This window comes from Puniceibacterium confluentis, from assembly GCF_007923445.1.
Taxonomy (GTDB): domain Bacteria; phylum Pseudomonadota; class Alphaproteobacteria; order Rhodobacterales; family Rhodobacteraceae; genus Puniceibacterium; species Puniceibacterium confluentis.
On the sequence record NZ_VOJI01000005.1, the window covers coordinates 83,223 to 106,105 of the forward strand.

The 22,883-nt window shown below is 63.5% G+C and carries 17 protein-coding genes; 7 read left to right on the forward strand and 10 right to left on the reverse strand.

Annotated elements, in window-relative coordinates; all coding sequences use genetic code 11:
- Positions 1-43: 43 nt before the first annotated feature.
- The 4 genes from FOY53_RS07590 to FOY53_RS07605 form a co-directional block, all read right to left on the reverse strand.
- Complete coding sequence (locus FOY53_RS07590; RefSeq protein WP_146587385.1) at positions 44-1,387, reverse strand: NAD(P)/FAD-dependent oxidoreductase; 1,344 nt, start codon at positions 1,385-1,387, stop codon at positions 44-46.
- Positions 1,384-2,550 carry an acetylornithine deacetylase gene (gene argE, locus FOY53_RS07595; RefSeq protein WP_146587388.1) on the reverse strand — a complete coding sequence of 389 codons (1,167 nt, stop codon included), beginning with the start codon at positions 2,548-2,550 and terminating at the stop codon, positions 1,384-1,386. Before argE ends, FOY53_RS07590 begins: the two co-directional genes overlap by 4 nt.
- 137 nt (positions 2,551-2,687) lie before the next feature.
- Complete coding sequence (locus tag FOY53_RS07600) at positions 2,688-3,605, reverse strand: endonuclease/exonuclease/phosphatase family protein (RefSeq protein WP_146587389.1); 918 nt, start codon at positions 3,603-3,605, stop codon at positions 2,688-2,690.
- Positions 3,606-3,690: 85 nt separating this feature from the next.
- Positions 3,691-5,511 (reverse strand): ABC transporter ATP-binding protein, encoded by a 1,821-nt coding sequence (locus FOY53_RS07605; RefSeq protein WP_146587391.1) that lies wholly within the window; start codon positions 5,509-5,511, stop codon positions 3,691-3,693.
- A 274-nt stretch (positions 5,512-5,785) separates the two neighbouring features.
- Between FOY53_RS07605 and FOY53_RS07610 the strand changes: the two genes are divergently transcribed.
- From FOY53_RS07610 to FOY53_RS07625, 4 genes are all read left to right on the forward strand, one after another.
- On the forward strand, positions 5,786-7,492 hold the full coding sequence (locus FOY53_RS07610; protein ID WP_146587393.1) for a peptide ABC transporter substrate-binding protein: 1,707 nt from the start codon (positions 5,786-5,788) through the stop codon (positions 7,490-7,492).
- 182 nt (positions 7,493-7,674) lie between these two features.
- Positions 7,675-8,682 carry an ABC transporter permease gene (locus FOY53_RS07615; RefSeq protein ID WP_146587395.1) on the forward strand — a complete coding sequence of 336 codons (1,008 nt, stop codon included), beginning with the start codon at positions 7,675-7,677 and terminating at the stop codon, positions 8,680-8,682.
- Entirely contained in the window at positions 8,675-9,646 is a 972-nt protein-coding gene (locus FOY53_RS07620; protein ID WP_146587397.1) for an ABC transporter permease, read from the forward strand. The genes FOY53_RS07615 and FOY53_RS07620 overlap by 8 nt, the downstream gene beginning before the upstream one ends.
- A gap of 272 nt (positions 9,647-9,918) precedes the next feature.
- A complete protein-coding gene (locus FOY53_RS07625; RefSeq protein WP_146587399.1) occupies positions 9,919-10,977 on the forward strand; it encodes a YeeE/YedE family protein in 1,059 nt (352 codons plus the stop codon).
- A gap of 167 nt (positions 10,978-11,144) precedes the next feature.
- On the opposite strand, the gene FOY53_RS07630 is transcribed toward FOY53_RS07625, so the two are convergent.
- The 4 genes from FOY53_RS07630 to FOY53_RS07645 all read right to left on the reverse strand — a co-directional run bounded on the left by FOY53_RS07630 (position 11,145) and on the right by FOY53_RS07645 (position 16,233).
- Positions 11,145-12,443 (reverse strand): DUF3422 family protein, encoded by a 1,299-nt coding sequence (locus FOY53_RS07630; RefSeq protein WP_146587401.1) that lies wholly within the window; start codon positions 12,441-12,443, stop codon positions 11,145-11,147.
- 122 nt (positions 12,444-12,565) lie between these two features.
- Positions 12,566-12,925, reverse strand: coding sequence for a VOC family protein (locus FOY53_RS07635; protein WP_146587403.1), 360 nt, complete (start codon positions 12,923-12,925; stop codon positions 12,566-12,568).
- A gap of 286 nt (positions 12,926-13,211) precedes the next feature.
- Entirely contained in the window at positions 13,212-14,645 is a 1,434-nt protein-coding gene (locus FOY53_RS07640; protein WP_146587405.1) for an NAD(P)(+) transhydrogenase (Re/Si-specific) subunit beta, read from the reverse strand.
- A gap of 13 nt (positions 14,646-14,658) precedes the next feature.
- Complete coding sequence (locus FOY53_RS07645) at positions 14,659-16,233, reverse strand: Re/Si-specific NAD(P)(+) transhydrogenase subunit alpha (protein ID WP_146587408.1); 1,575 nt, start codon at positions 16,231-16,233, stop codon at positions 14,659-14,661.
- Between the two features lie 445 nt (positions 16,234-16,678).
- Here FOY53_RS07645 and FOY53_RS07650 point away from each other — a divergent pair, with 445 nt between their 5' ends.
- From FOY53_RS07650 to FOY53_RS23960, 3 genes are all read left to right on the forward strand, one after another.
- On the forward strand, positions 16,679-17,434 hold the full coding sequence (locus FOY53_RS07650; protein WP_146587410.1) for an SDR family NAD(P)-dependent oxidoreductase: 756 nt from the start codon (positions 16,679-16,681) through the stop codon (positions 17,432-17,434).
- Positions 17,431-18,624: a kynureninase gene (gene kynU, locus FOY53_RS07655; protein ID WP_146587413.1), complete on the forward strand. Its 1,194-nt coding sequence runs from the start codon at positions 17,431-17,433 to the stop codon at positions 18,622-18,624. The genes FOY53_RS07650 and kynU overlap by 4 nt, the downstream gene beginning before the upstream one ends.
- A gap of 287 nt (positions 18,625-18,911) precedes the next feature.
- The gene (locus tag FOY53_RS23960; protein ID WP_146587415.1) at positions 18,912-21,536 is read left to right on the forward strand and encodes a Hint domain-containing protein; all 2,625 of its coding nucleotides are present in this window, start codon (positions 18,912-18,914) and stop codon (positions 21,534-21,536) included.
- An 8-nt stretch (positions 21,537-21,544) separates the two neighbouring features.
- Here FOY53_RS23960 and FOY53_RS07665 read toward each other — a convergent pair whose 3' ends face one another.
- Together FOY53_RS07665 and FOY53_RS07670 are read right to left on the reverse strand one after the other, a co-directional pair.
- Positions 21,545-22,321, reverse strand: a complete 777-nt coding sequence (locus tag FOY53_RS07665) for a gamma-glutamyl-gamma-aminobutyrate hydrolase family protein (RefSeq protein WP_146587418.1) — start codon at positions 22,319-22,321, stop codon at positions 21,545-21,547.
- Positions 22,322-22,388: 67 nt separating this feature from the next.
- Positions 22,389-22,817: a GlcG/HbpS family heme-binding protein gene (locus tag FOY53_RS07670; RefSeq protein WP_146587420.1), complete on the reverse strand. Its 429-nt coding sequence runs from the start codon at positions 22,815-22,817 to the stop codon at positions 22,389-22,391.
- Between the last annotated feature and the right edge of the window lie 66 nt (positions 22,818-22,883).

Here is a 22,883-nt window from a genome sequence, read left to right on the forward strand (position 1 = left end):
GTGACGTGAATGACGCGCCGGGGCTGTGCCTCCCGACCAACGCCTACAGATTTGGTCCGGGCACCATTTTGCTGCCGTCGCCGAAGCGTGTGATCCGAAACCGCTGCAAGTCATGGCCAGTGTTTTCGCCACGTACCAGCGCTGCCGCGACGCGCCCGAATCCCGGGCCGATGCCAAAGCCATGTCCGCACATTCCCGTCACCACCGTCAATCCCGGCAACGCTGCCACCCGGTCGACGACCGGCACCACATCCGGCAACACGTCGATCATTCCGGCCCATGCGGTGCGGGGTCTTACCGCCCCGACTTCGGGGAATGCCTCGGAAAAAGCATCACATGCGGCCTGTGCCCTGCCCCGGTTCGGCTCCGGGTTCAGGATCCGCATCCGCTCGAAGGGTGATATTTCATCATCCGCCCAACGCCGGGGCGTGCCCCAGGCATCGGGAAACCCGCGCGGCGCGCGCGGGTGCAGTCGAACGTCAAAACCGCCGCTTTTCAGGACCGGCAGATACTTCGGAATGGCCCGCACGGCATCCGGGCCGATGTAAAGTTCGGACAGGATCGACGGGGCAATTGTGTATCCGCCGTCATCCCGCGGCCGGAAGGCAGTGCGCCCGTCCACTGCCGCGCCGCCGGTCACCTGCGGCACCGGCCCGGTCTCAACCACCGTACAACGCACCGAAAGCTGCGGGATGCCGACGCCGTGGCGGCGCAGGAACAGCGAAGACCACGCACCGCCCGCCAGAAGTACTTCCGCGCTCCGCACCCGCCCCTTCTCGGTCACGACTCCGGCCAGACGCCCTGCGGCCATATCCAGTCCGCGCACGGCGCAGTCCTCAACGATCACAGCTCCCGCATCCCGCGCCAGTCGCGCCAGTTCCGGCACCGCGACCCAGGGTTCGCCTTTCATGTCCGACGGTGTGTGCAGTGCGCCAGGCCAATTGCCCCGGATGCCCGGCAATACCTTGCCCAGATCGGCGCGCGAGACCAGGTGGCTGTCCAGCCCCGATCCAGAGGCCGCGTCCAGCCAGTCCTGGTAGGCGGCCAGATCGGCTTCGCGCCGCGCCAGATAGGTGACTCCGACGGTTCGAACGCCCAGCCGACCCTGACAGTCGGCGTCCAGATCGCGCCACAGCCGCTGCGCCTCGATGGCAATGGGAATTTCGGCCAGGTCGCGGCCCTGCGCCCGGATCCAGCCCCAGTTTCGCGAACTTTGCTCGCCTGCCACCCGCCCCTTTTCCAGCAGAGTGACCTGAACCCCCGCCCGCGCAAGGTACAGTGCCGCCGACACGCCGATCACGCCGCCGCCAATGATCACCACGTCGCAGGCCTGCGGCAGGTCCGCCACATGTTCGGCATCCGTGTCACAGGTGAACGGGAACTTCATGCCGAAAGATGTGCGAGCAGGCGCTCCATGAACGCCTGCCCGGCCTCAAACTGCGCAAGGGTGATGAATTCGTCCGGCTGATGCGCCTGAGCAATATCGCCCGGCCCGCAGACCACAGCCGAGTACCCGGCACGCTGGAACTGCCCCGCCTCGGTCCCGTATGAGACGACATTCGCCGAATTGTCGCCGGTCAGCGCCCGCACAAGCGCCTCTGCCTCGCCGTCCGCTTCCGGAACCAGCGCCGGCACGTCAAAGCGCTGTTCCACATCAATCCGCGTGTCCGGGTGGACGGCCTGCATGTCGGTCTCAACGGCGCGCAACTCGGTAAAATAGGCATCGCGCCAATCCTCCAGGCGTTCACCCGGAACGGCTCGGAAATCCATGCTGAAACGGCAGTCCTTGGCGGTGATGTTGTGCGCGGTCCCGCCCGAAATCATGCCGACATGCGCTGTGGTCCACGGCGGATCAAAGGGCGCGGCCAGATCGCTGGGTGTCGCGGCGCGGCTTTCCGCATTGCGCAGGTTGGCCCAGTCGATCAGTTTCGCTGCGGACATGATCGCATTGACCCCGGTGTGCATGATCGAGGAATGCACCTCGAACCCCTTGACGTGGGTCCAGAACCCCGCCCCGCCCTTGTGGCCGGTGACGGCCTTCATCATCGACGGCTCGCCCACGATCACCGCCGACGCCTTGGGCAACGGCCCCTGCATCGCCTTGATCATCGGCGGCGCGCCGATGCAGCCGACCTCTTCGTCATAGCTCAGCGCGATCTGCAACGGACGCCTTACACCGCGATGCTGTGCCTCGACCATTGCCCAAATCGCCAGCGCGTCGAACCCCTTCATGTCGGTGGTGCCGCGCCCGTACAGCTTGCCGTCCCGTTCAACCACCACAAACGGATCAGAGCTCCAGGGCTGACCGTCCACCGGCACCACATCCGTATGTCCCGACAGCACCAGACCGCCCGCGACGTCCGGTCCGACATGGGCAAACAACGCGGCTTTCTGACCGGTTTCGTCATAGTGGCGGTGGGCGGAGATGCCATGGCCAGCCAGATATTCCTCGACCCAATCGATCAGCGGCAGGTTGCTGTCACGGCTGACGGTGGGAAAAGACACAAGCGTGTCCAGCAATTCGCGCGGGGTCAGACGACGGGGTGGCATGACGGTCCTTTCAGCATTATCTGCACCGCAGCATAACCCGATCCGACGCAGAGTACAGGGCAGGTACATCATATGCGTACAAACAGATGTTCCACAGCAGGCCAGCCAGGGTCGAACCCTGCAATATCCGGCGCGCGTCAGGGCAGGACGTAATCCGCCAGCACCGGATAGTGATCACTGGGCCATTCATCATCGAACTGCCTCCGCAGCACCACAGGGTCGCTGACCCGACGAATGTTGGGGGTTGCGCCCAAGTGGTCAATGGCCCCGAACACGTTGAGACCGCGATCAAAATGATAGGTCGCGCCCGCCACCGGGGCAAAGCGGATCCCTGCGTCCGCCAGAATCTCGTAGGCCTCGCCACCGACTCGCGCATTCAGGTCACCGACCAGAAACACCGGCTCTCCGGCCTCGATCTGCGGCTGCATCCGCTCGGAGACCAATTGCGCCGACCGGCGGCGGTTTGATCCGCTCTTGTATTCGAAGTGCACGTTGAAAACGGTAAACGGCTGCCCTTCCTGCGGTTGAAACCGCGCCCAGGAGCAATAAGCGGGGTAAGAGCCGTTGAAGGTGCGTGAGTAGATCACATCGGGGGTTTCAGAGAAAAAGAACCATCCCTGTTTCAACAGGCGCAGGCGGTCGGGCCGGTAAAACATCGGCTGTGTCGACGGAAAGTCCTGCCAATCGCCGCTTGCTGCGGCCCGGTAGTCCGGATTCTGTGCCAGCAAATGATCCCGAGCCAGGTTGACCGAACCGTCGTCGCCGTGCTGAAAGCTCTCCATTTCCTGAAACGCCACGATATCGGCGCCGAGCGCCTTGAAAGCAGCATCAAAGGCGCCCTTGCGCCTTTCCCAGTCGCCAACCGACCATGCGCCTGTCGCCTGCCCCAACACGATGTAATGGGCGTTGAAGGTGGCGACACGCAGCGCGCCTTCGGGACGGGGTGGCACCGCGACATATTCGGAATTTGACAGATGCATGGCGCAGGCAGCCAGGGTCAGCGCCGCGACCAGCGCGCCGAACACATAGAGCAGACCGGTGATATATCGCCGCATCCTGACCCTCACGTTGCCGTAACGCCCCTTGAACGCAGCAGCCAGCCCGTTCCGTCGCACCTGCCCGGGTAATTTGCCCCGAGCGTCAGTACCCGCTGTCCGATGTCAGGATGAAATGGCCCGGCGTGACCTCTGCATAGACCGACGGGCCGGGTTCGTAACCGACCGGGTGGATCGGCGACGGGATCGGTTTGAAATTCAGGTCCTTCTCGGACTTGCGGCGGCGCGGATCGGCGATCGGAACCGCTTTCATCAGCGCCTGGGTATAGGGATGCTGCGGATCCTCGAACACGGCGGCGCGCGGGCCCAGTTCGACGATGCGACCCAGATACATCACCCCGACGTTGTGACTGACCCGCTCGACCACAGCCATGTCGTGGCTGATGAACAGGAACGAGAGCCCCAGATCGGCCTGCAGTTCCATCATCAGGTTGACCACCTGGGCCTGCACCGAAACGTCCAGAGCAGAGACAGCTTCGTCGGCGATGATCAGCTTGGGATTCAGCGCCAGCGCCCGGGCGATCGCCACCCGCTGCCGCTGGCCGCCCGACAACTCGTGGGGATAGCGCCGCAGAAACGAGCGTGGGAGTTCCACCCGGTCAAAAAGCATCGCGATGCGATCCTGCATCTCGGTGCCCTTGTGAGTGCCAAAATTGCGCATCGGTTCGGCCACCTGATCGCTCAGGTTCATCTGCGGGTTGAGCGAGGCGAACGGATCCTGAAAGATCATCTGCATATCCAGCCGCGCTGTCCGCAGATCGCTCTGGCTCAGCGCCATGATGTCCGTGCCGCCCAGGTCGATGCTGCCTGACTGCGGCTCGACCAGCCGCAGGATCGACCGTCCCGCAGTGGATTTTCCACACCCGGATTCGCCCACGAGGCTCAGCGTCTGGCCGCGGTTGAGATCAAACGACAGATCCTCGACAGCATGCACATTCGCCACCGTCCGGCGAAAAAATCCGCCCTTGACCGGAAAGCGGGTTGTCAGGTTGCGCACCTTCAACAGCACTTCGGACGATCCGGGAATGGGTCGGGGGGCATGGGCATCCGAGCCCAGCAGCTTCATCGGTTCCGGCAGCGCCTTGCCGGTCATTTCACCCAGTTTCGGCACCGCGGCCAGCAAGGCCTGCGTATAGGGGTGCTGCGGGTTCTCGAAGATCTCCTCGACGGTGCCTTCCTCGACCTTGTTGCCGCGGAACATCACGACAACCCGGTCCGCCATCTGCGCCACCACCGCCATATCGTGGGTGATGAACATCACTGCGGTGCCGGTCTCACGCTTGAGCCGGTCGATCAGCGCCAGAATCTCGGCCTGAATCGTCACGTCCAGCGCGGTTGTCGGTTCGTCCGCGATCAACAGGCGCGGCTTGCACGCAAGCGCCATCGCAATCACCACCCGCTGGCGCATGCCGCCCGACAATTCATGCGGATACTGCTTCAGCCGCCGTTCGGGCTCGGGAATGCGCACCTGCTGCATCAACTCGAGCGCCCGGGCCTCGGCCTCTGCGCGGTCCATGCCCCGATGCACCCGCAAACCCTCGGTCAGCTGCCTGCCCACGGTGAACACAGGGTTCAGCGCGGTCATCGGCTCCTGAAAGATCATGCCGATCTCATTGCCACGGATGGTGCGCATCAGATCCTGGTCGGTCTGTGCGAGGTCGATCTCGCCGCCGACCTTGCGGTCAAACAGCAGCCGGCCGTTGGCGATATCGCCGCCGCCGTACTCGATCAACCGCATCAGCGACAGCGACGACACCGATTTTCCAGAACCGGATTCGCCCACGACGCAGACCGTTTCGCCGGGGCCGATCTCGAAAGAAACGTCCTCGACCCCGACCACCGGACCATCCTTCGTCTCAAATTCGACGCGCAGATTCTGGATCCGGGCGATGGCGTGATCAAGCATTGGGGCCTCTTTGGACTGAAAGGTTCCCGAAGCGGTTCCGGGTTGCGCCAAAGCTAAGTGCAGTGCCCGAGCAGTGTCAAACCCAACTCGCTGCTTTACCCCGCGCTAAGCCTTGCAATTTCCGCAAAGTCTGCTTCGATGGCGCCACCGTGGGGGGCTGCGGAACAAGTCTGCTTGACCGGTATTGCGAAGCTGGCAAAAGACCCGGAACCGCGCTGCCCCCCTGCAGAACAACCGCCCCGGACAAAGCGGGCGTACAACTGGGAGAATGAAAATGAAGATGAAAACCCTATTGCTGGGGGCTGCTGCATCCTTTGCGCTGGCACCGGCCGCGATGGCCGAGCGTGGCTCGGACGGCAACGTCAACATCATCTACTGGCAGGCGCCCTCGATCATGAACCCGTTCCTGTCCGGCGGCACCAAGGACATCGAGGCGGCCAGCCTCGTGATCGAGCCGCTGGGCCGCTACGACCCGACCGGCGCTCTGGTGCCGTTCCTTGCCGCCGAGATTCCGACGGTCGAAAACGGCGGCGTGTCCGAAGATCTGACCACGATCACCTGGAAGATCAAGGAAGGTCTCAAATGGTCCGACGGCACCGACTTTACGGCCGAGGATGTTAAGTTCACCGGCGATTATTGCATGAACCCGGAAGGCGGCTGCGCCCAGTTGGCCAAGTTCACCGGAGTTCAGTCGATCGACGTGATCGACCCGCTGACCGTCAAGGTGACTTTCGGGGCGCCGACGCCCAACCCCTATGGCCCGTTCATGGGTGGCCAGTCACCGATCCTGCAAAAGGCGCAGTTTGAAAACTGCACCGGTGCCGCCGCCTCGTCCTGCACCGACCAGAACTTTGCCCCCATCGGCACCGGCCCCTTTGTTGTCACCGATTTCCGTCCCAACGACGTGATCTCGCTTGAGGCCAACCCGCACTACCGCGACCCGGCCAAGCCCGCCTTTGCCACGGTCAACTTCAAGGGCGGCGGCGATGCCAATGCGGCCGGGCGCGCCGTGCTGGAAACCGGCGAATACGATTATGCCTGGAACCTGCAGCTGGCCCCCGACGTACTGGCCCAGATGTCCGAAGGTGGAAAAGGCGTTCCGGTCGCGGCATTCGGCACCCTGGTCGAGCGGATCGAGATGAACATGACCGATCCCTCCCCGGACCTGCCCGAAGGCGAGCGGGCCACCGTGGCGCACCCGCACCCGTTCCTGTCCGACTTCAACGTCCGCAAGGCGCTGTCCATGGCGATCGACCGCGAGTTGCTGGTCGAGGTCGGTTATGGTCAGGCCGGCCGCGCTACCTGCAACCTGGTGCCTGCGCCCGAACTCTACGCCAGCGAAACCAACACAGACTGCCTGGTTCAGGACATCGAAGGCGCCAAGGCTCTGCTGGAGGAATCCGGCTGGACCGACAGCGATGGTGACGGCATCCGCGACAAGGACGGCGTCAAACTGTCTCTGCTCTACCAGACTTCGACCAACGCGGTCCGTCAGGACTTCCAGGCACTGATCAAGGATTGGTGGAGCCAGATCGGTGTTGAAACCGAATTGCGCAATGTCGATGCATCGGTGTTCTTCGGTGGTGATGCGGGGTCGCCCGATACCTTCCAGAAGTTCTATGCGGATGTCGAAATGTACGCCAACAACTTCGACGGCACCGACCCGCAGTCCTATCTTTCGATGTATCGCTGCGGCAACGAACCCAAGCCGTCGTCGCAGTGGCAGGGTGAGAACATCAACCGCTTCTGCAATGAAGAATATGACGCCCTGCTGGATGAACTGGCCATGACCGGCGAGCTCGACAAGCGTGGCGAAATTGCGAAAAAGCTGAACGACATCATCACCAAGGACACGATGACCATCGTTCCGCTGGTAGACCGCGGCCGGGTTTCGGCACATTCCAACTCGCTGGGCGGTGTCGCGCTCAACACCTGGGATTCCGAGCTCTGGAACATTGCCGACTGGCACCGCATCGACTAAACAACCGGCACGTTTCGCGCGGCGGGATCTCTCCCGCCGCGTCTGTGCTTTCCCCCGATCCGAACTCTGGCTAGGATGGCGTACCCGCAGCACCGCCCTCCAGTCCCTGCACCGCTGTGTTTTGCCCTCTGTGCGCCGGATCCGATGCCCCTGATACTGAAACTCATGACCCGAGGCGCCACATGCTGACCTACGCCATCCGACGACTGGTCCTCTCAGTTCCGACGCTTCTGTTCATCAGTTTCGCGATCTTCATGTTGCTGCAACTCGCCCCCGGCGATCCGATGGCGCAGGTGCCGCTGACCGTTCCGCCCGAGGTCAAGGAAAAGATGCGCCAGGCTCTGGGACTGGGCGAAGCGCCATTGGTCCAGTACTGGAAATGGCTGGTTCAGATGTTCTGGATCGAACCGCAGGTGCTGTGGGACAACTGGTTCGGCACCTCGTTTTCCGAAGGCAAGTTGCGGGTGATTTCCTGGCAGACACGCAGCCCGGTGATGGACATCGTGATCCAGCGGATTCCGCAAACCCTCTGGGTCGTGGGCCTGTCCTACATCGTCGGTGTGCTGATCGCCCTTCCCATCGGCATCTATTCGGCCTACCGGCAGTATTCCCTGTTCGACCAGTCCGGCACCTTCATCACGATGATCGGCTTTTCGATCCCGCCGTTTTTCACCGGACCGCTTCTGATCGTGATCTTTTCGGTACAACTGGGCTGGTTCCCGTCGATCTACGACACGACGCTGGTGGTCGACAGCTGGGCCGCCTTCAAGGTCCAGCTGCAACAGATGATCATGCCGGTGATGGTGCTGGCGCTGCAAACCACCGCCCAGCTCAGCCGTTACATGCGCGCGTCCATGCTCGACAACCTCAACCAGGACTATGTGCGCACCGCCCGCGCCAAGGGCTTGTCCGAGGCGGTGGTGGTGATGGTCCACGTGCTGCGCAACTCGATGATCCCGGTGGTCACGGTGATCGCTCTGGGCGTTCCGGCCATCTTCGGTGGTGCCATCATCACGGAAAACGTTTTCAAGGTGAACGGCATCGGCCAGCTTCTGATCACCGCGCTTTTCGCCAACGACCTGCCGATGGTGATGACCCTGACCTTCATCTTTGCCTTCCTCATCGTGCTCTTCAACCTCATTGCCGACATCCTCTACGGCGTCCTCGACCCAAGGATTCGCTATGACTAATCCCGCCCCCGCCCCGATCGTCGCCCTGACCGACAAAGAGCCGCCGCGCGAGCCGCGCTCGCAATGGCGCGATGTCTGGAGCCAGTTTTCCAAACACAAGGGCGCGCTGCTCGGTGCGGGCTTTCTGATCTTCATCACCCTCGCCGTGCTTCTTGGGCCCTATGTCTGGACGCTGGATCCGCAAAAGCTCGACATCCGGAACAAGGATCTGCGTCCGATCTACACCGCGCTCTGGGACAGCGGCGCCAAGGTCGCCATCGGCCATCCGCTGGGCACCGACAACCTGGGCCGCGACGGGCTTGCGAACCTGATCGCCGGCGGACGCGCATCCATGGCAGTGGGCTGGGCCGCGATGCTGTTGTCGCTGTTCATCGGCACCGCCGTCGGCGTCATCTCGGGATACTTCAAAAAGATCGACGGCCCACTGATGCGTCTGACCGACCTGTTCCTCAGCCTGCCGATCCTGCCGTTGCTGCTGGTCGCGGTCACCCTGTTCCGCCAGCCGCTGCGCGCCAATTTCGGTCCCGAAGGCGGCATGTTCATCCTGATCGTCACGGTGATCGGCGTAACCTCGTGGATGCCGACGGCGCGGATCGTGCGGGGGGACGTTCTCGCCCTCAAGGAACGCGAATTCATTCTGGCGGCCCGCTCCATCGGCACCACACCGTTCAAGATCATCCAGCGCCACCTGCTGCCCAACGTGCTGTCGCCGATCATGGTCTCGGCGACGCTGGGGCTGGCAACGGCCATCATCACCGAAAGCGCATTGTCCTTTCTCGGTGTCGGCTTTCCCTCGGACTTTCCGACCTGGGGCAAGATGCTGGCCGATGCCGTGCCGCGGATGAACGACTTTCCGGAACGCGTGCTGCTGCCGGGCATCATGATCTCGCTGACGGTGCTGGGGGTGAACTACCTTGGCGACGGGCTGCGCGACGCGCTGGATCCGCGAATCCGGGGCCGCTAGGGCAGGCACCCATCGGCGCAGAGCCACTGCGCCGACAGGGTTTCCGCCATCCACAGCCTGGTGCGAAAAATAAGACGTTCTGGCCTGCCCGCGCCGAAACCTTTGAAACCAGATCGGTTTCCGTCCTGCGGAACCCACGGACATCTGTCCCTGATGTTCCCGGATTCCGGGACAGCGTTCCGCCTGCACCCGCCTCTGCGCCCCGATAAAGTCTTGCATCGCGGCGCGGCTCTCTACATCAGGGGCGAAACGCAATGCTGCGGAGATCCGCCATGTTCGAAGACCTCGGGTTCGAAACCCTCACCGCACCGCAAGTGGCCGTGCTCTTTGCCCTGATCCTGGGTGCCGCCTTCGGGCTTCTGGCCGAACGGACCAAGTTCTGTTTCCGGCGTGGCCTTGTCGGCGACGACCGGCGGCAGGCGATGGGCGTCTGGATGACCGCCCTTGCAGTGGCGGTGTTTGGAACCCAGCTTGCCACATTTCGGGGCTGGATCAGTTTTGACGATCACCGGTTCATGGCCTCGGAGTTGCCCCTCCTCGCCATCGCTGTCGGCGGCTTGTTGTTCGGGGCGGGAATGGTGCTGACTCGCGGCTGTGTCTCGCGGCTGACCGTGCTGACCGCCGGTGGCAATCTGCGCGGGCTGTTCGTGCTGGTGATCTTTGCCATCACAGCCCATGCCACCCTGAAAGGCATCCTTGCCCCGCTGCGGACGACACTGGGCGCGGCCACCGTTTCGCTGGGTGACGCCGTGTCGCTGAGCGCCTTGCCCGGTGGCGGGATGGTCTGGGCCGGACTTCTGAGCCTGGCGGCACTGTCCGTGGGCCTGACCTCGCAAAACCGGCCCGGGACCCTGCTGCTTGCGGCATTGCTGGGCACGCTGGTTCCGCTGGCCTGGGTCGGGACAGGCTACGTTCTGTACGATGACTTTGATCCCATTGCGATGGAAAGCCTGTCGTTTACATCACCCTACGCCGAAACCCTGTTCTGGACCGTGGCCGCGACATCAATCCCGGCAGGCTTTGGCGTCGGCCTGATCGGCGGAACCTTTGCCGGGGCACTTGCGGCATCACTGATCTTTGGAAGCTTCCGCTGGCAGGCGTTCTCGACACCACGTGAGACCGGTCGCTACGCGGCAGGGGCCATGTTGATGGGTGTCGGGGGGGTGCTTGCCGGTGGCTGCACCGTGGGAGCGGGCCTCTCCGGTGTGCCGACGCTGTCAATCGCGGCAGTTCTGGCGCTGGCCGCGATCGCCCTCGGCGCCGTCGTCATGCACGCAATGTTGGCGATGGCGCCGGCAAAAGCGACACATTACGCCCACGCAGCCGAATAGCTTTCGGCACTGGCGCCCCGCCCTGCCCGCAAACGTCGGCTTACCGGGGCATCAGATGACAGGTGACGTGCAACGCCACCGACGGCCCGTGGCACTGTCGCGGGCCGCACCGCCCCCGGCGCCCCGGCCCCAGCGGTTAGACCACAGCGGTTAGACCACAGCGCGTGTCAGTGATCAGGCGCCTTCTTTTCCATCCGGTGATGAATTCGGCGGATCATGAGCCAGACGGTCAGCACGACCGGAACCGTCACAAGCGCCGTGAGCATTCCCTTGGACAGGTTCAGCGCCCCGGCCAGCGGGTACAAAAGGTAGGACGCCAGCGACACCGCATAGTAGCTGATGGCCACAACCGACAACCCTTCGACCGTGCGCTGCAATCGCAACTGCGTTTCGGCGCGCTGGTTCATCCCCTCGAGCAACTGCTGGTTCTGTGCCGAGCGTTCGACCTCGACCCGGGTGCGCAGAAGATCGCCGGCCCGCATCGCCCGGTTGGCCATGCTTTCCAGACGCCGCTCGCTGGATTTCACCGTACGCATGGCCGGATCGTAGCGCCGCATCATGAACTCCGCAAAGGACTGCCGCCCGCGCCACCGCTGCTCGCGCAGCACCTGAATGCGTTGGCCGACGATGGCCTCATAGGCTCCGGTAGCCCCCAGCCGGAACGACGCCTGCGCCGACAGTGACTCGAGCTCGGCCGATACAGAGAGCAGCGATTTCAGCGTATCCTCGGCCGGGCCGGTGCCTTCGGTCATGGCGACCATCAGTTTGGACAGTTCGCTGTCGATCTCGGACATGCGGGGGGCCAGTTCGCGCACCCGGGAAAACCCCAGCATCGACATGGTCTTGTAGGTCTCGATCTCGCACAGCCGCTGCACGATACGGCCGATCCGGCGCTCGCCCACATGCGGGCGCGGGAAAACCGCAAACCGCTGATGCCCCGAGGGATCGATGCGGAAATCTCCTGCCATCACAGCCTCGTCGTCGATGACCGAGCTGACCGCCAGGCTTTCGGGCACAAACCAGTCTTCGATCAGACTGCTGATCTCGTCGTCATTGTCGCGTGCGCTGACCCGGATCAGCGCCGACGTGATCCGCACACCCGGCGAATCGCGCAGCCATTGGTCGGGGAATACCTCGAAATCCGCCGGGTCGAACACCCGGGGTGTGAGGCCGTTCAGAAACACCGTGTAGGTCACGAATTCCGTGTGCTGTTCCCACTTCAGCACGTGCTGGCCAATCCGGTCCGAGAAATGCGTGGCCCCGGGCTGCGGATGGGCCGTGCCGTAGCGGTCCAGAAGATCCGTCAGATGCTTGAGATCCAGCGCCTTGTCGCGCGATGCCGCCTGGTGCGATTTCTTGATTGCCAGAAACACGGCCCGGCAAGGCGCCTTGAGGGATGGAAATGGCCGGGCATGCAGCTCGTTGGCAAGCTTGTAGCGCAGCGGATGATCCTGGATCGGGGGCATGGCTCGGTCCCTTGAATGTTGTACCTAGCTAATCACGCGCACCCGGTCTGTAAAGAAAAATCCTTTCAATGTCATGTACTTGCCAGTACGCAATCGCATACACCCGCGATGGGTCGCGCCCCCTACCCGGCTGGCTGCCAAAGTTCGACCGGATTGCCCTCGGGGTCGTGGATGCGGGCAAAGCGACCCACGGCCGGACTGTTCCACTCCGCCCGGGTTTCGACCGAAATCCCGGCGCGTTCCAGTTGGGCAATCATCGCCGGCAAATCGGACACCCGGAAATTCAGCATGAAGCGCTGGTCGGAATGGCTGAAGTAATCGGTATCTTCCGGAAAAGGCGCAAAAACTGTCGCGCCTGCCTGCTGCTGCCAGGGCACGTCGGTGACCGGATCAACGCCCAGGTGCTGTGCATACCACTGCGACAGCGCCACCGGGTCGCGGGCGCGAAAGAACACGCCGCCAATTCCCGTAACTTTCTGCATGACGCACCTCCACCTGTCTCCCCGCCTGATACCCCGACTTTACTCTCGTCCCGCGCTTTCACCAAGCAGAGCGTCGAACCTCAGGGCAGCATCAGACCGCTGCGATCGGTCCAGAGACGCCTCGTTGCGGACCACAGGCTGAACCCGGAAAATCGCGGGTTTCCGGGAATTGTCCCGTCCGCCGGACAAAACACCGGTCCCCCTGGCTGCCGTCCGATCCGGGAAACAAAAAAGCCCCGCCGTTCAAGGCGGGGCTCTCCACAAGTCGTGCCTGACGGCTGCGGCGTTACGTGATCTTGGTCAGCAACTCGTCCAGCGACTTCTTGGCGTCACCATAGAACATCCGCGTGTTGTCCTTGAAGAACAGCGGGTTCTCGATGCCGGAATAGCCGGTGCCCTGCCCGCGCTTGGACACGAACACCTGCTTGGCCTTCCAGCATTCCAGAACCGGCATACCCGCGATGGGCGAGTTCGGATCGTCCTGCGCCGCCGGGTTCACGATGTCGTTGGAGCCGATGACAATGGCCACGTCCGTGTCCGGGAAGTCCTCGTTGATCTCGTCCATTTCCAGAACGATGTCATAGGGCACCTTGGCCTCGGCCAGCAGCACGTTCATGTGCCCCGGCAAACGGCCCGCCACCGGGTGGATGGCAAAGCGCACGGTCTTGCCCTTGGCGCGCAGGCGTTTGGTCAGTTCAGCGACGTTCTGCTGAGCCTGCGCCACCGCCATGCCGTAGCCCGGGATGATGATGACCGAATCCGCCTCGTCCAGCGCGCTTGCCACACCTTCGGCGTCGATGGCGATCTGCTCGCCCTCAACCGCCATCTGCTCGCCCGCCGGGCCGCCAAAGCCGCCCAGGATGACCGACACGAACGACCGGTTCATCGCCTTGCACATGATGTAGCTCAGGATCGCACCCGAAGAGCCGACCAGCGCACCGACCACGATCAGCAGATCGTTGCCAAGCGAGAAGCCGATCGCCGCGGCTGCCCAGCCGGAATAGCTGTTGAGCATCGAGACAACCACCGGCATGTCGGCGCCGCCGATGCCCATGATCAGGTGGTAGCCGATGAACAGGGCACAGAGCGTCATGATGACCAGCGGGAACAGGCCGCCGGTACTGCAATACCAGATCAGGGTAACGACCGAGAGCGCTGCCGCACCGATGTTGAGCATGTGGCCGCCCGGCAGCTTGGTCGCCGCCGAGGACACCTTGCCGGCCAGTTTACCATAAGCGATCACCGACCCGGTGAAGGTCACCGCACCGATGAAGACCCCGAGGAACAGTTCGACCCGCAGGATGTTCACCTCGACCGGCTGCTTGTGCGCCAGCAGGGCGGCGAAACCCTCCAGCGCTTCGCGCTGTTCGTGTGACATCGCCAGCACCCGGCCCAGTTCGATATGAGCAACGTAGCCCACGAAGACCGCTGCCAGACCCACCAGCGAGTGCATTGCCGCCACCAGTTCCGGCATCTGCGTCATCTGCACCTTGGTTGCCAGCTGATAGCCGATTGCACCGCCCAGCGCGACCAGCACCAGCGACGCCAGCCACAGCCCGGACCCTGGCCCGATCAGCGTGGCGACCACCGCCAGTGCCATGCCGGTGATGCCGTACCATACCGCCCGCTTGGCGCTTTCCTGCCCCGACAATCCCCCAAGCGAGAGAATAAAGAGCACCGCCGCGACCACATAGGCCGCCGTTGTAAATCCGAATTCCATGTGCCTTGCCCCCTTACGACTTCTGGAACATGGCGAGCATGCGCCGTGTCACGAGGAAACCGCCGAATATGTTGATGCCCGCCATGAAGACCGACAGCGCCGCCAGCAGGATCACCAACCAGGACCCCGAGCCGATCTGCATCAGCGCGCCCAGAATGATGATCGACGAGATCGCGTTGGTCACCGCCATCAGCGGCGTGTGCAGGCTGTGCGCCACACCCCAGATCACCTGGAAGCCGACAAAGACCGCCAGCACGAAGACGATGAAGTGCTGCATGAAGCTGGCCGGGGCGAACAGGCCCGCGAACAGCACCAGACCGCCGCCGACAGCCAGCAGCGTGACCTGCGATTTGGTCTGTGCCTTGAAGGCCGCCACTTCGTTGTCGCGCTTTTGCTCGGCGGTCAGTTCCTTGACCTTTTCCTTCGGCTTCTGCGCCGCGATCGCCTTGACCTTGGGCGGGGGCGGCGGGAACGTCACCTCCTTGGCATGGGCGATGGTGGCGCCACGAATGACGTCATCGTCCATGTTGTGGTTGACCACACCGTCCTTGCCGGGGGTGAGGTCGGTCATCATGTGGCGGATGTTGGTCGCATACAGCGTCGAGGCCTGCGTCGCCATCCGGCTGGGGAAGTCGGTATAGCCGATGATGGTCACGCCGTTGTCGGTGACGATCTTCTGATCCATCACCGTCAGCTTGCAGTTGCCGCCCTTTTCCGCCGCCAGGTCGATGATCACCGAACCGGGCTTCATCGAGTCGACCATATCCTTGGTCCAAAGCTCGGGGGCTTCGCGGTTGGGGATCAGCGCCGTGGTGATGACGATGTCGATATCGGGGGCAATTTCGCGGAACTTCTTGAGCTGGGCCGCGGCAAATTCCGGGCTGGAGACCGAGGCGTAACCGCCTGATTCCGCACCATCCTTGGCCTCTTCCTCAAAGTCGAGAAAGACGAATTCCGCGCCCATCGATTCAACCTGTTCGGCCACTTCGGGACGCACGTCAAAGGCATAGGTGATCGCGCCCAGCGAGGTCGCGGTACCGATCGCCGCCAGTCCGGCAACCCCGGCGCCGACAACCAGAACCTTGGCCGGGGGCACCTTGCCCGCCGCCGTGATCTGACCGGTGAAGAAGCGGCCAAAGTTGTTGCCTGCCTCGATCACCGCGCGGTAACCCGCGATATTGGCCATCGAGCTCAGCGCATCCATCTTCTGCGCCCGGCTGATGCGCGGCACCATGTCCATGGCGATGACGCTGGCGCCCTTGTCGGCCGCTGCCTGCATCAGCTCGCCGTTCTGGGCCGGCCAGAAGAAGCTGATCAGAAGCTTGCCTGCGGTGAGGCGCTTGACTTCGGTGTCCGACGGCGGGCGCACCTTGGCAATGATATCCGCTTCTTTCCACAGCGCGGCGGCGGTCTTGATGACCTCTACGCCGGCTTCGGCATATGCCTCGTCGGTAAAGCCCGCAGCCGCCCCGGCCCCGGTCTCGATGGCACAATCATACCCCAGTTTCTGAAGCATGCGTGCCGAGTCCGGCGTCATGGCAACCCGTGCCTCGCCCTCGAACACTTCCTTTGGCGTTCCAATTTTCACGTCTTCGTCCCCTCTTACGTCAGACAGTGCCCAATTACGTCGCGGCAGCCCAATCCATGATGGGTCTACCGTGCTGACCTAGCTCAGACAAGCTTGCTTGCGGTTGTAGACCATAGACGGCAACAAACTTAAAGCCACATAGACATATGTTGCGCGTGCGGGTCGCCCGCCGCAATTTACTTACCCCACCCTCTTCCGGATTTCCGAAAGGAAACGTTACAATTTGCTGCCTTGCCCGGTGGTCCGGATCCCTTCGCGCCAATTTGCCGCATCAGGCCAAAGGCGCAACGTCGCCGACTCGGTTCCGGACCTGCGGCAACACACCGGAACGTCGGCGCAGGGGAATCAGATGCGGTGCACCCTCACCCGCCAGCAGTCGGTGCCGAGCCCACCTTGCCACCGCAGCAGACTGGGCTAACCTGTCCAAAAATCGGGGAGAGTTCGGATGAATATTGCGGGGAAACATGCGCTTGTGACCGGAGGCGGCACCGGAATCGGCCTTGCCATCGCCCGCGCACTGGCCGCCGAAGGCGCATTGGTGACGGTCACCGGTCGCCGCCAGTCAAAACTTGACGAGGCCGCACAGACAGAGGGTCTCTTTGGGCAGGTCATTGACGTCATGGACGAAAGGTCTGTCGTGGACGGGATTGCCTCGGCCGTTGCGGCGCGCGGTCCGGTGCAGATCTGCGTGCCCAATGCCGGAATCGCCGAAGGCCGCCCGCTGCACAAGACCGACATGGATTTCTGGCGCACGATGATGGCGACCAATCTGGACGGCGCCTTCCTGACGATCCGCGAATCCCTGACCTCGATGCGGGAAACGGACTGGGGGCGGGTCATTGCCATTTCCTCGATTGCCGGGGTCAAGGGACTGCGCGGCGCGCCGTGTTACTCGGCTTCGAAACACGGGCTGATCGGCCTGATCAAGGGTCTCGCTGCTGACTATCTTGGCAAGCCCTACACCTTCAACGCGCTCTGCCCCGCCTATGTCGATACCGACATCGTGCCGCAGAACATCGCGCGGATCATGCAGCGTACCGGCATGTCCGAAGACGAGGCCCATGCGGTGATGGACGGCGCCAACCCGCATGGACGCCTCATCGCCCCGCAGGAGGTGGCTGAAGCCGCCCTTTGGCTCTGCGGCGCGCATTCCGGCAGCATCAACGGCCAGGCCATCCAGATCGCAGGGGGTGAGATGTGACCGACTTCGACTGGACCCGCGATCAGTTTCACATCCCCCAGGGGCTCATTTACCTTGACGGCAATTCGCTCGGACCGCTGCCAAAGATGGCCCCGGCCCGGATGATGCAGATGATGGAACAGGAATGGGGTGAACAGCTGATCACCGGCTGGAATGCCAGCGGCTGGATGGCGCAGCCCACCCGCGTCGGCGACCGCATCGCCCGGCTGATCGGCGCAGAGCAGGGCCATGTGGTGATGGGCGACACCCTGTCGATCAAGGTGTTCCAGGCCCTCGCCGCCGCCCTTGCCCTCAATCCGGACCGCCGGGTGATCCTGTCGGACAGTTCCAACTTTCCCTCGGATCTCTACATGGCCGAAGGCCTCATACAGCTGCTTGGAGACGGTTTTGAACTGCGTGTCGTCGCTCCCGAAGAGGTCGAGGCGGCGATCACCCCGGAGATCGCGGTGACCCTGCTCACCGAAGTCGGCTACACCACCGGTCGCCGACACGACATGGCAGGGCTGACAGCGAAAGCGCATGACAACGGGGTGATCACGGTCTGGGATCTGGCGCATTCGGCCGGCGCCATTCCGGTGGACCTGATGCGTGCGGGGGCGGATTTTGCCGTTGGCTGCACCTACAAGTACCTCAATGGCGGCCCCGGCGCGCCGGCCTTCATCTATGTCGCCCCGCGCCATGCAGATGCGGCGCAACCCGCCCTCGCGGGCTGGATGGGGCATGCCCGCCCCTTTGCGTTCGAACAGGGCTATGACGCCGGGAACGGGATCCAGCGGATGCGCGTCGGGACGCCGCCGGTGCTGGCCATGACCGCGCTCGACGTGGCGCTGGATGTCTGGGACCGGGTCGAGATGGCCGACGTCCGCGCCCGTTCGGTCGAACTCTGTGAACGCTTTATCGCCGGAGTCGAGCAGAACTGTCCGCAGCTGAGCCTGCATTCGCCGCGCGACCCTGACCTGCGCGGCTCGCAGGTGTCGTTCCGTTTCGAGCACGGCTATGCGGTGATGCAGGCACTGATCGCCGACGGGGTGATTGGCGATTTTCGCGCACCGGACGTGATGCGGTTCGGCTTTGCGCCGCTCTACGTCAACGAACGCGACGTGGACGAAGCCATCGGCATCCTGACCCGCATCTTGCGCGGCGCCCTGTGGGACCGTCCCGAGTTTCTTGAACGCAAGGCGGTGACCTGACGGCGGCGAATTGATGATCAGGCGGGCTTGTCAGCCAGGCGTGCTCGGCGTGCCATAAAGCATGTCTGAACGGCATCGGAGGCGACGCCGCGGCCAATCCGGAGCGAAAACAGAGCGAAACCAAGGGTTTTACAGCAACACTTCAGGTATTCGCCGCAAATTTTCCGCACTTTCCGCGAACCAAAGCCATCAGATTACTGTACCGTTTCCGGAAACGATGCGGCTGGCCCACGTCAACTTTTGCCGGGCACAAGCACGCATTGCCATAAAAAAGAGCGGTCCGAGCAATGCCCATCTATTCTGTCAGTTTCTACCTCGCCAATCCGGCCTCCATTTTCTCGACCGCAATAGGCAGTCAGTTTACCTGGACCGGACCTGGCACCGCAGCGGGCACAGCCGTGATCACGGACAACGAACCGGGCATTCAGGGCACGACTCTGGATGACGACAGCCGCGGCCGCGAATCCGCAACCGCGAGCGTCTCGATCCCGGGCGCGTCCTCTGCGCTCAGCGATGTGGATGCTGAAATTGTCTGGACCGTCACCGACGATGTCACCGGCCGCACCTTCGAAGTGATCCAGTTCGACGTCGAGAACGGGGCGGCTGCGGGGCTGTACACCCTGTCCGAAGTGCCGCTGATTTCCGGGCGCAGCTATACCGTCAACGCCTACAACACCAACGCCGATGTCACCCGCGGCGATATCGCCTTCAGCCAGACCGACTATGTGGTCGCCAATAATGTCGTCGACGGCACGGCCGGCAATGATTCGATCGACCCGAATTACTATGACGCGCAGAACGAATTCGTCGACGATAACCCCGCCGCCCCGAACGACAGCATCGCGGCGGGCGCGGGCAACGACACGGCCATCGGCGGCGTCGGCAATGACACCCTGGATGGCGGCACCGGCGACGATCTGCTTTACGGCGACTATGGCAGCTACACGCCGCCCCCGATCGAGGAATCCCTGAACTGGAACCTGCAGGGCGCCAACGGCACCAACCTTGCGGCCGGCTTCACCCAGGACACCGGTACCATCGACGTCAGCGTGTCGTTTGCCAACACCGGCAACAACAACCCGATCTTTCGGGTCGACACAGACGATCCGCAATATGTCGCCCCCGGCGAACCCTATGCCACAAACTCTTCGCTGTACCTCTTTGGCAATGGCGACGGCGCCACCTCGATCACCACCATCGGCTTTGCGCCCAGCGCCGGAGCCTCGGTTTCCGGCGCGGTGGAAAACGTCCGCTTCCGCATCAACGACATCGACTGGGGTTCGGGGAACCATACCGATATCGTCACTGTCAACGCCTTTGACGCCGACGGCAATCCGGTCACCGTCACCATCACGCCGGGCGCCGGGGACACCTATTCCGGCAACACCATCACGGCCGGGACAACCGCCGAAACCGCGGCGCAGGCGGGCGGTTCGGCCCTGATCGAAATTGCCGGACCGGTCTCTTCGATCACCATCAACTATGTCAACGGTCAGGGCGGGACTCAGGCAATCTGGGTCACCGATCTGTATTACGATGCTGTTCCGGTCGCCGAAGGCAATGATCTGCTGCGCGGCGGTGACGGCAACGACACGTTGTTCGGCGAGGCGGGCAACGACACGCTGGAAGGCGGCGCAGGCAATGACAGCCTGAATGGCGGCCCCGGCAACGACAGCCTTGACGGCGGCGCGGGCAACGACACGCTGGCCGGCGGTGCCGGGGCCGACACTCTGACCGGCGGCACCGGCATGGACTTTGCCGACTACTCCGCTTCGGGCGCCGGTGTTTCGGTAAACCTTGCGACGAACAGCTTTTCCGGCGGTGACGCGGCGGGCGATGTGCACGGCGGCGGTGTCGAAGGGATCATCGGCTCGGCGTTTGATGACAGTCTGACCGGGGACGACGGTCTGGTGCCCGGCTTGACCAACGTCATATATGGCGGCGCGGGCAACGATACGATCGACGGCGGCGGCGGCGACGATTTCCTCTACGGCGGCATCGGCGACGACGTGATCTACGGCGGCACGGGTGCGGACGAGATGCTGGGCGGCGCGGGCAACGACACGCTCTACGTCGGCCAGGGCGATTCCGCCGCTGGCGGTGACGGCGACGATGTCTTTACCCTGGTCGACCTTTCCGAGTTCGGCACCACCGGCATCAAGATCGACGGCGGCACCGCGACGCAGACCCTGGGTGACGTGCTCAACCTCAATGGGCTGGCAGACCGCACCACCCTGACAATGGTCGATCAGGGCGGAGGCGAGTTCAGCGGCACGATCCAGATGCTGGACGGGACGCTGGTAACCTTCTCCAACATCGACTCCGTCATCTGCTTCACGCCGGGCACAGAGATCCTCACCGACACCGGCCCCCGGCCGGTGCAGGACCTGCGTCGCGGTGATCTGCTGGTCACACGTGATGACGGCCTGCAACCTTTGCGCTGGATCGGCGCCCGCCGGATCGCCGCCTTTGGCCAGGTTGCCCCGGTGCGCATCGCCCCCGGTGTGCTGCCGGGCTGCACACGGCCGCTGCTGGTTTCCCCCCAGCACCGGCTGCTGTACCAGGGCTATCGCGCGGAGCTGATGTTCGGAGCGAACGAGGTGCTGGTGTCCGCCCGTCACCTGCTCAACGGCACCGATGTCGTTCAGGTGCCCGGCGGCGAGGTCACCTATATCCACCTGCTGATGGACCGCCATCAGGTGATCTATGCCAACGGGGCCGCGACCGAAAGCTTTCACCCCGGACCCACCGGGCTTGCAAGCCTCAGCGCGGCGGCACGCGAAGATCTGTTCCGGTCACTGCCCGATCTGCGGGCGCATCCTGAAAGCTACGGCGCCACCGCGCGCCGCTGTCTCAAGCAGCACGAAACGGTGTCGCTGATGACCGCCCTGGCACCGCATCTGGCCGCATGATCCGTTTCTCAGGCCGACCTGCGGCCCGGGATGGTCTGTGACGCCGCCCAACCGCGCACCGCGTCGCCAAAGGCGGTGAAAAGCGGCCGCGAGACCGGATCGTTGGCGGCATCCCATTCGGGATGCCACTGTACCGACAATGTAAAGCCGGGCGCGCCGTCGATATAGGTCGCTTCCGGGGTACCGTCCGGCGCATGTCCGTCGACCACGATCCGTGCCCCGGGACGCTTGATGCCCTGCCCGTGCAGGGTGTTGGTCATCACCTCGCGGGCGCCCAGAAGCCGTGCAAAGGGGCCGCCTTCCGAAAACGTCACCACATGGCGCAACGCAAACTTCTCCTCCAGCGTCCCATCCGGTGGCATCCGGTGATTGAGCCGACCCGGAAGTTCCCGTATCTCGGGGTAGAGTGACCCGCCCATCGCCACATTGACCTCCTGAAAGCCCCGGCAAATGCCCAGGAACGGCTGGCCGCGCTCGACGCAGGCCCGTACCAGCGGCAGCACGATGGCATCGCGGGCGCGATCAAAGGCGCCATGTGCTTCGGTCACCTCTTCGCCGTATTCCTCGGGGTGCACATTCGGCCGCCCGCCGGTCAGCACAAAGCCGTCGCAGGCCTCCAGCAACTCCGCGACCGACATGAACCGCGGATCGGCCGGAATCAGCAGCGGCACGCAATCCGCAACGCATGCCACCGCCTCCGAATTCATCGACCCGCCGGCATGCGCCGGGTACTGGTCGTTCAGCAGATGCTGATTGCCAATGATTCCAACGATCGGACGGCTCATGATGCCCTCTTCAGGAAAGTCCTCTGCACACTACATAAGCGACCCTGAAGGATTGGAAAAGCCCGGCTCAGATTTCCGCGCTCAGCCCCGCCGCTTCGATGCCCGTTTTGGCGGCAGATGCATCGTTATCAGACGAATCGCCGGTCACTCCCACGGCCCCCAGCACGGCGCCCTTGGCGTCGCGCACCAGCACCCCGCCGGGGACCGGGATCATCTGTCCCCCAAAGGCGGCTCCGGCCGCTGCGATGAAATAGGCCTGTGCTTCGGCACGCTTCATCTGCGCGGTGCCTGCCATGCCCAGCATGACCGACCCATAGGCCTTGCCCTGCGCAATCAGGAACCGCCCCGGGCTCGCCCCGTCCTCGCGTTCAAAGGCAATCAGGTGCCCGCCAGCGTCCAGCACCACCACCGACAGCGGGTTCATCCCTTCCGCCTTGCCGTGATCCAGCGCCTTGCGAATGATCGTCCGCGCCCGTCTCAGTGAAATCGCTGCCATCTCTGCTCTCTCTCTTTCCAGCTTCTCTGTGTTCAAAAATCCTCGGGGGAGTGTGAGGGGGCGGAC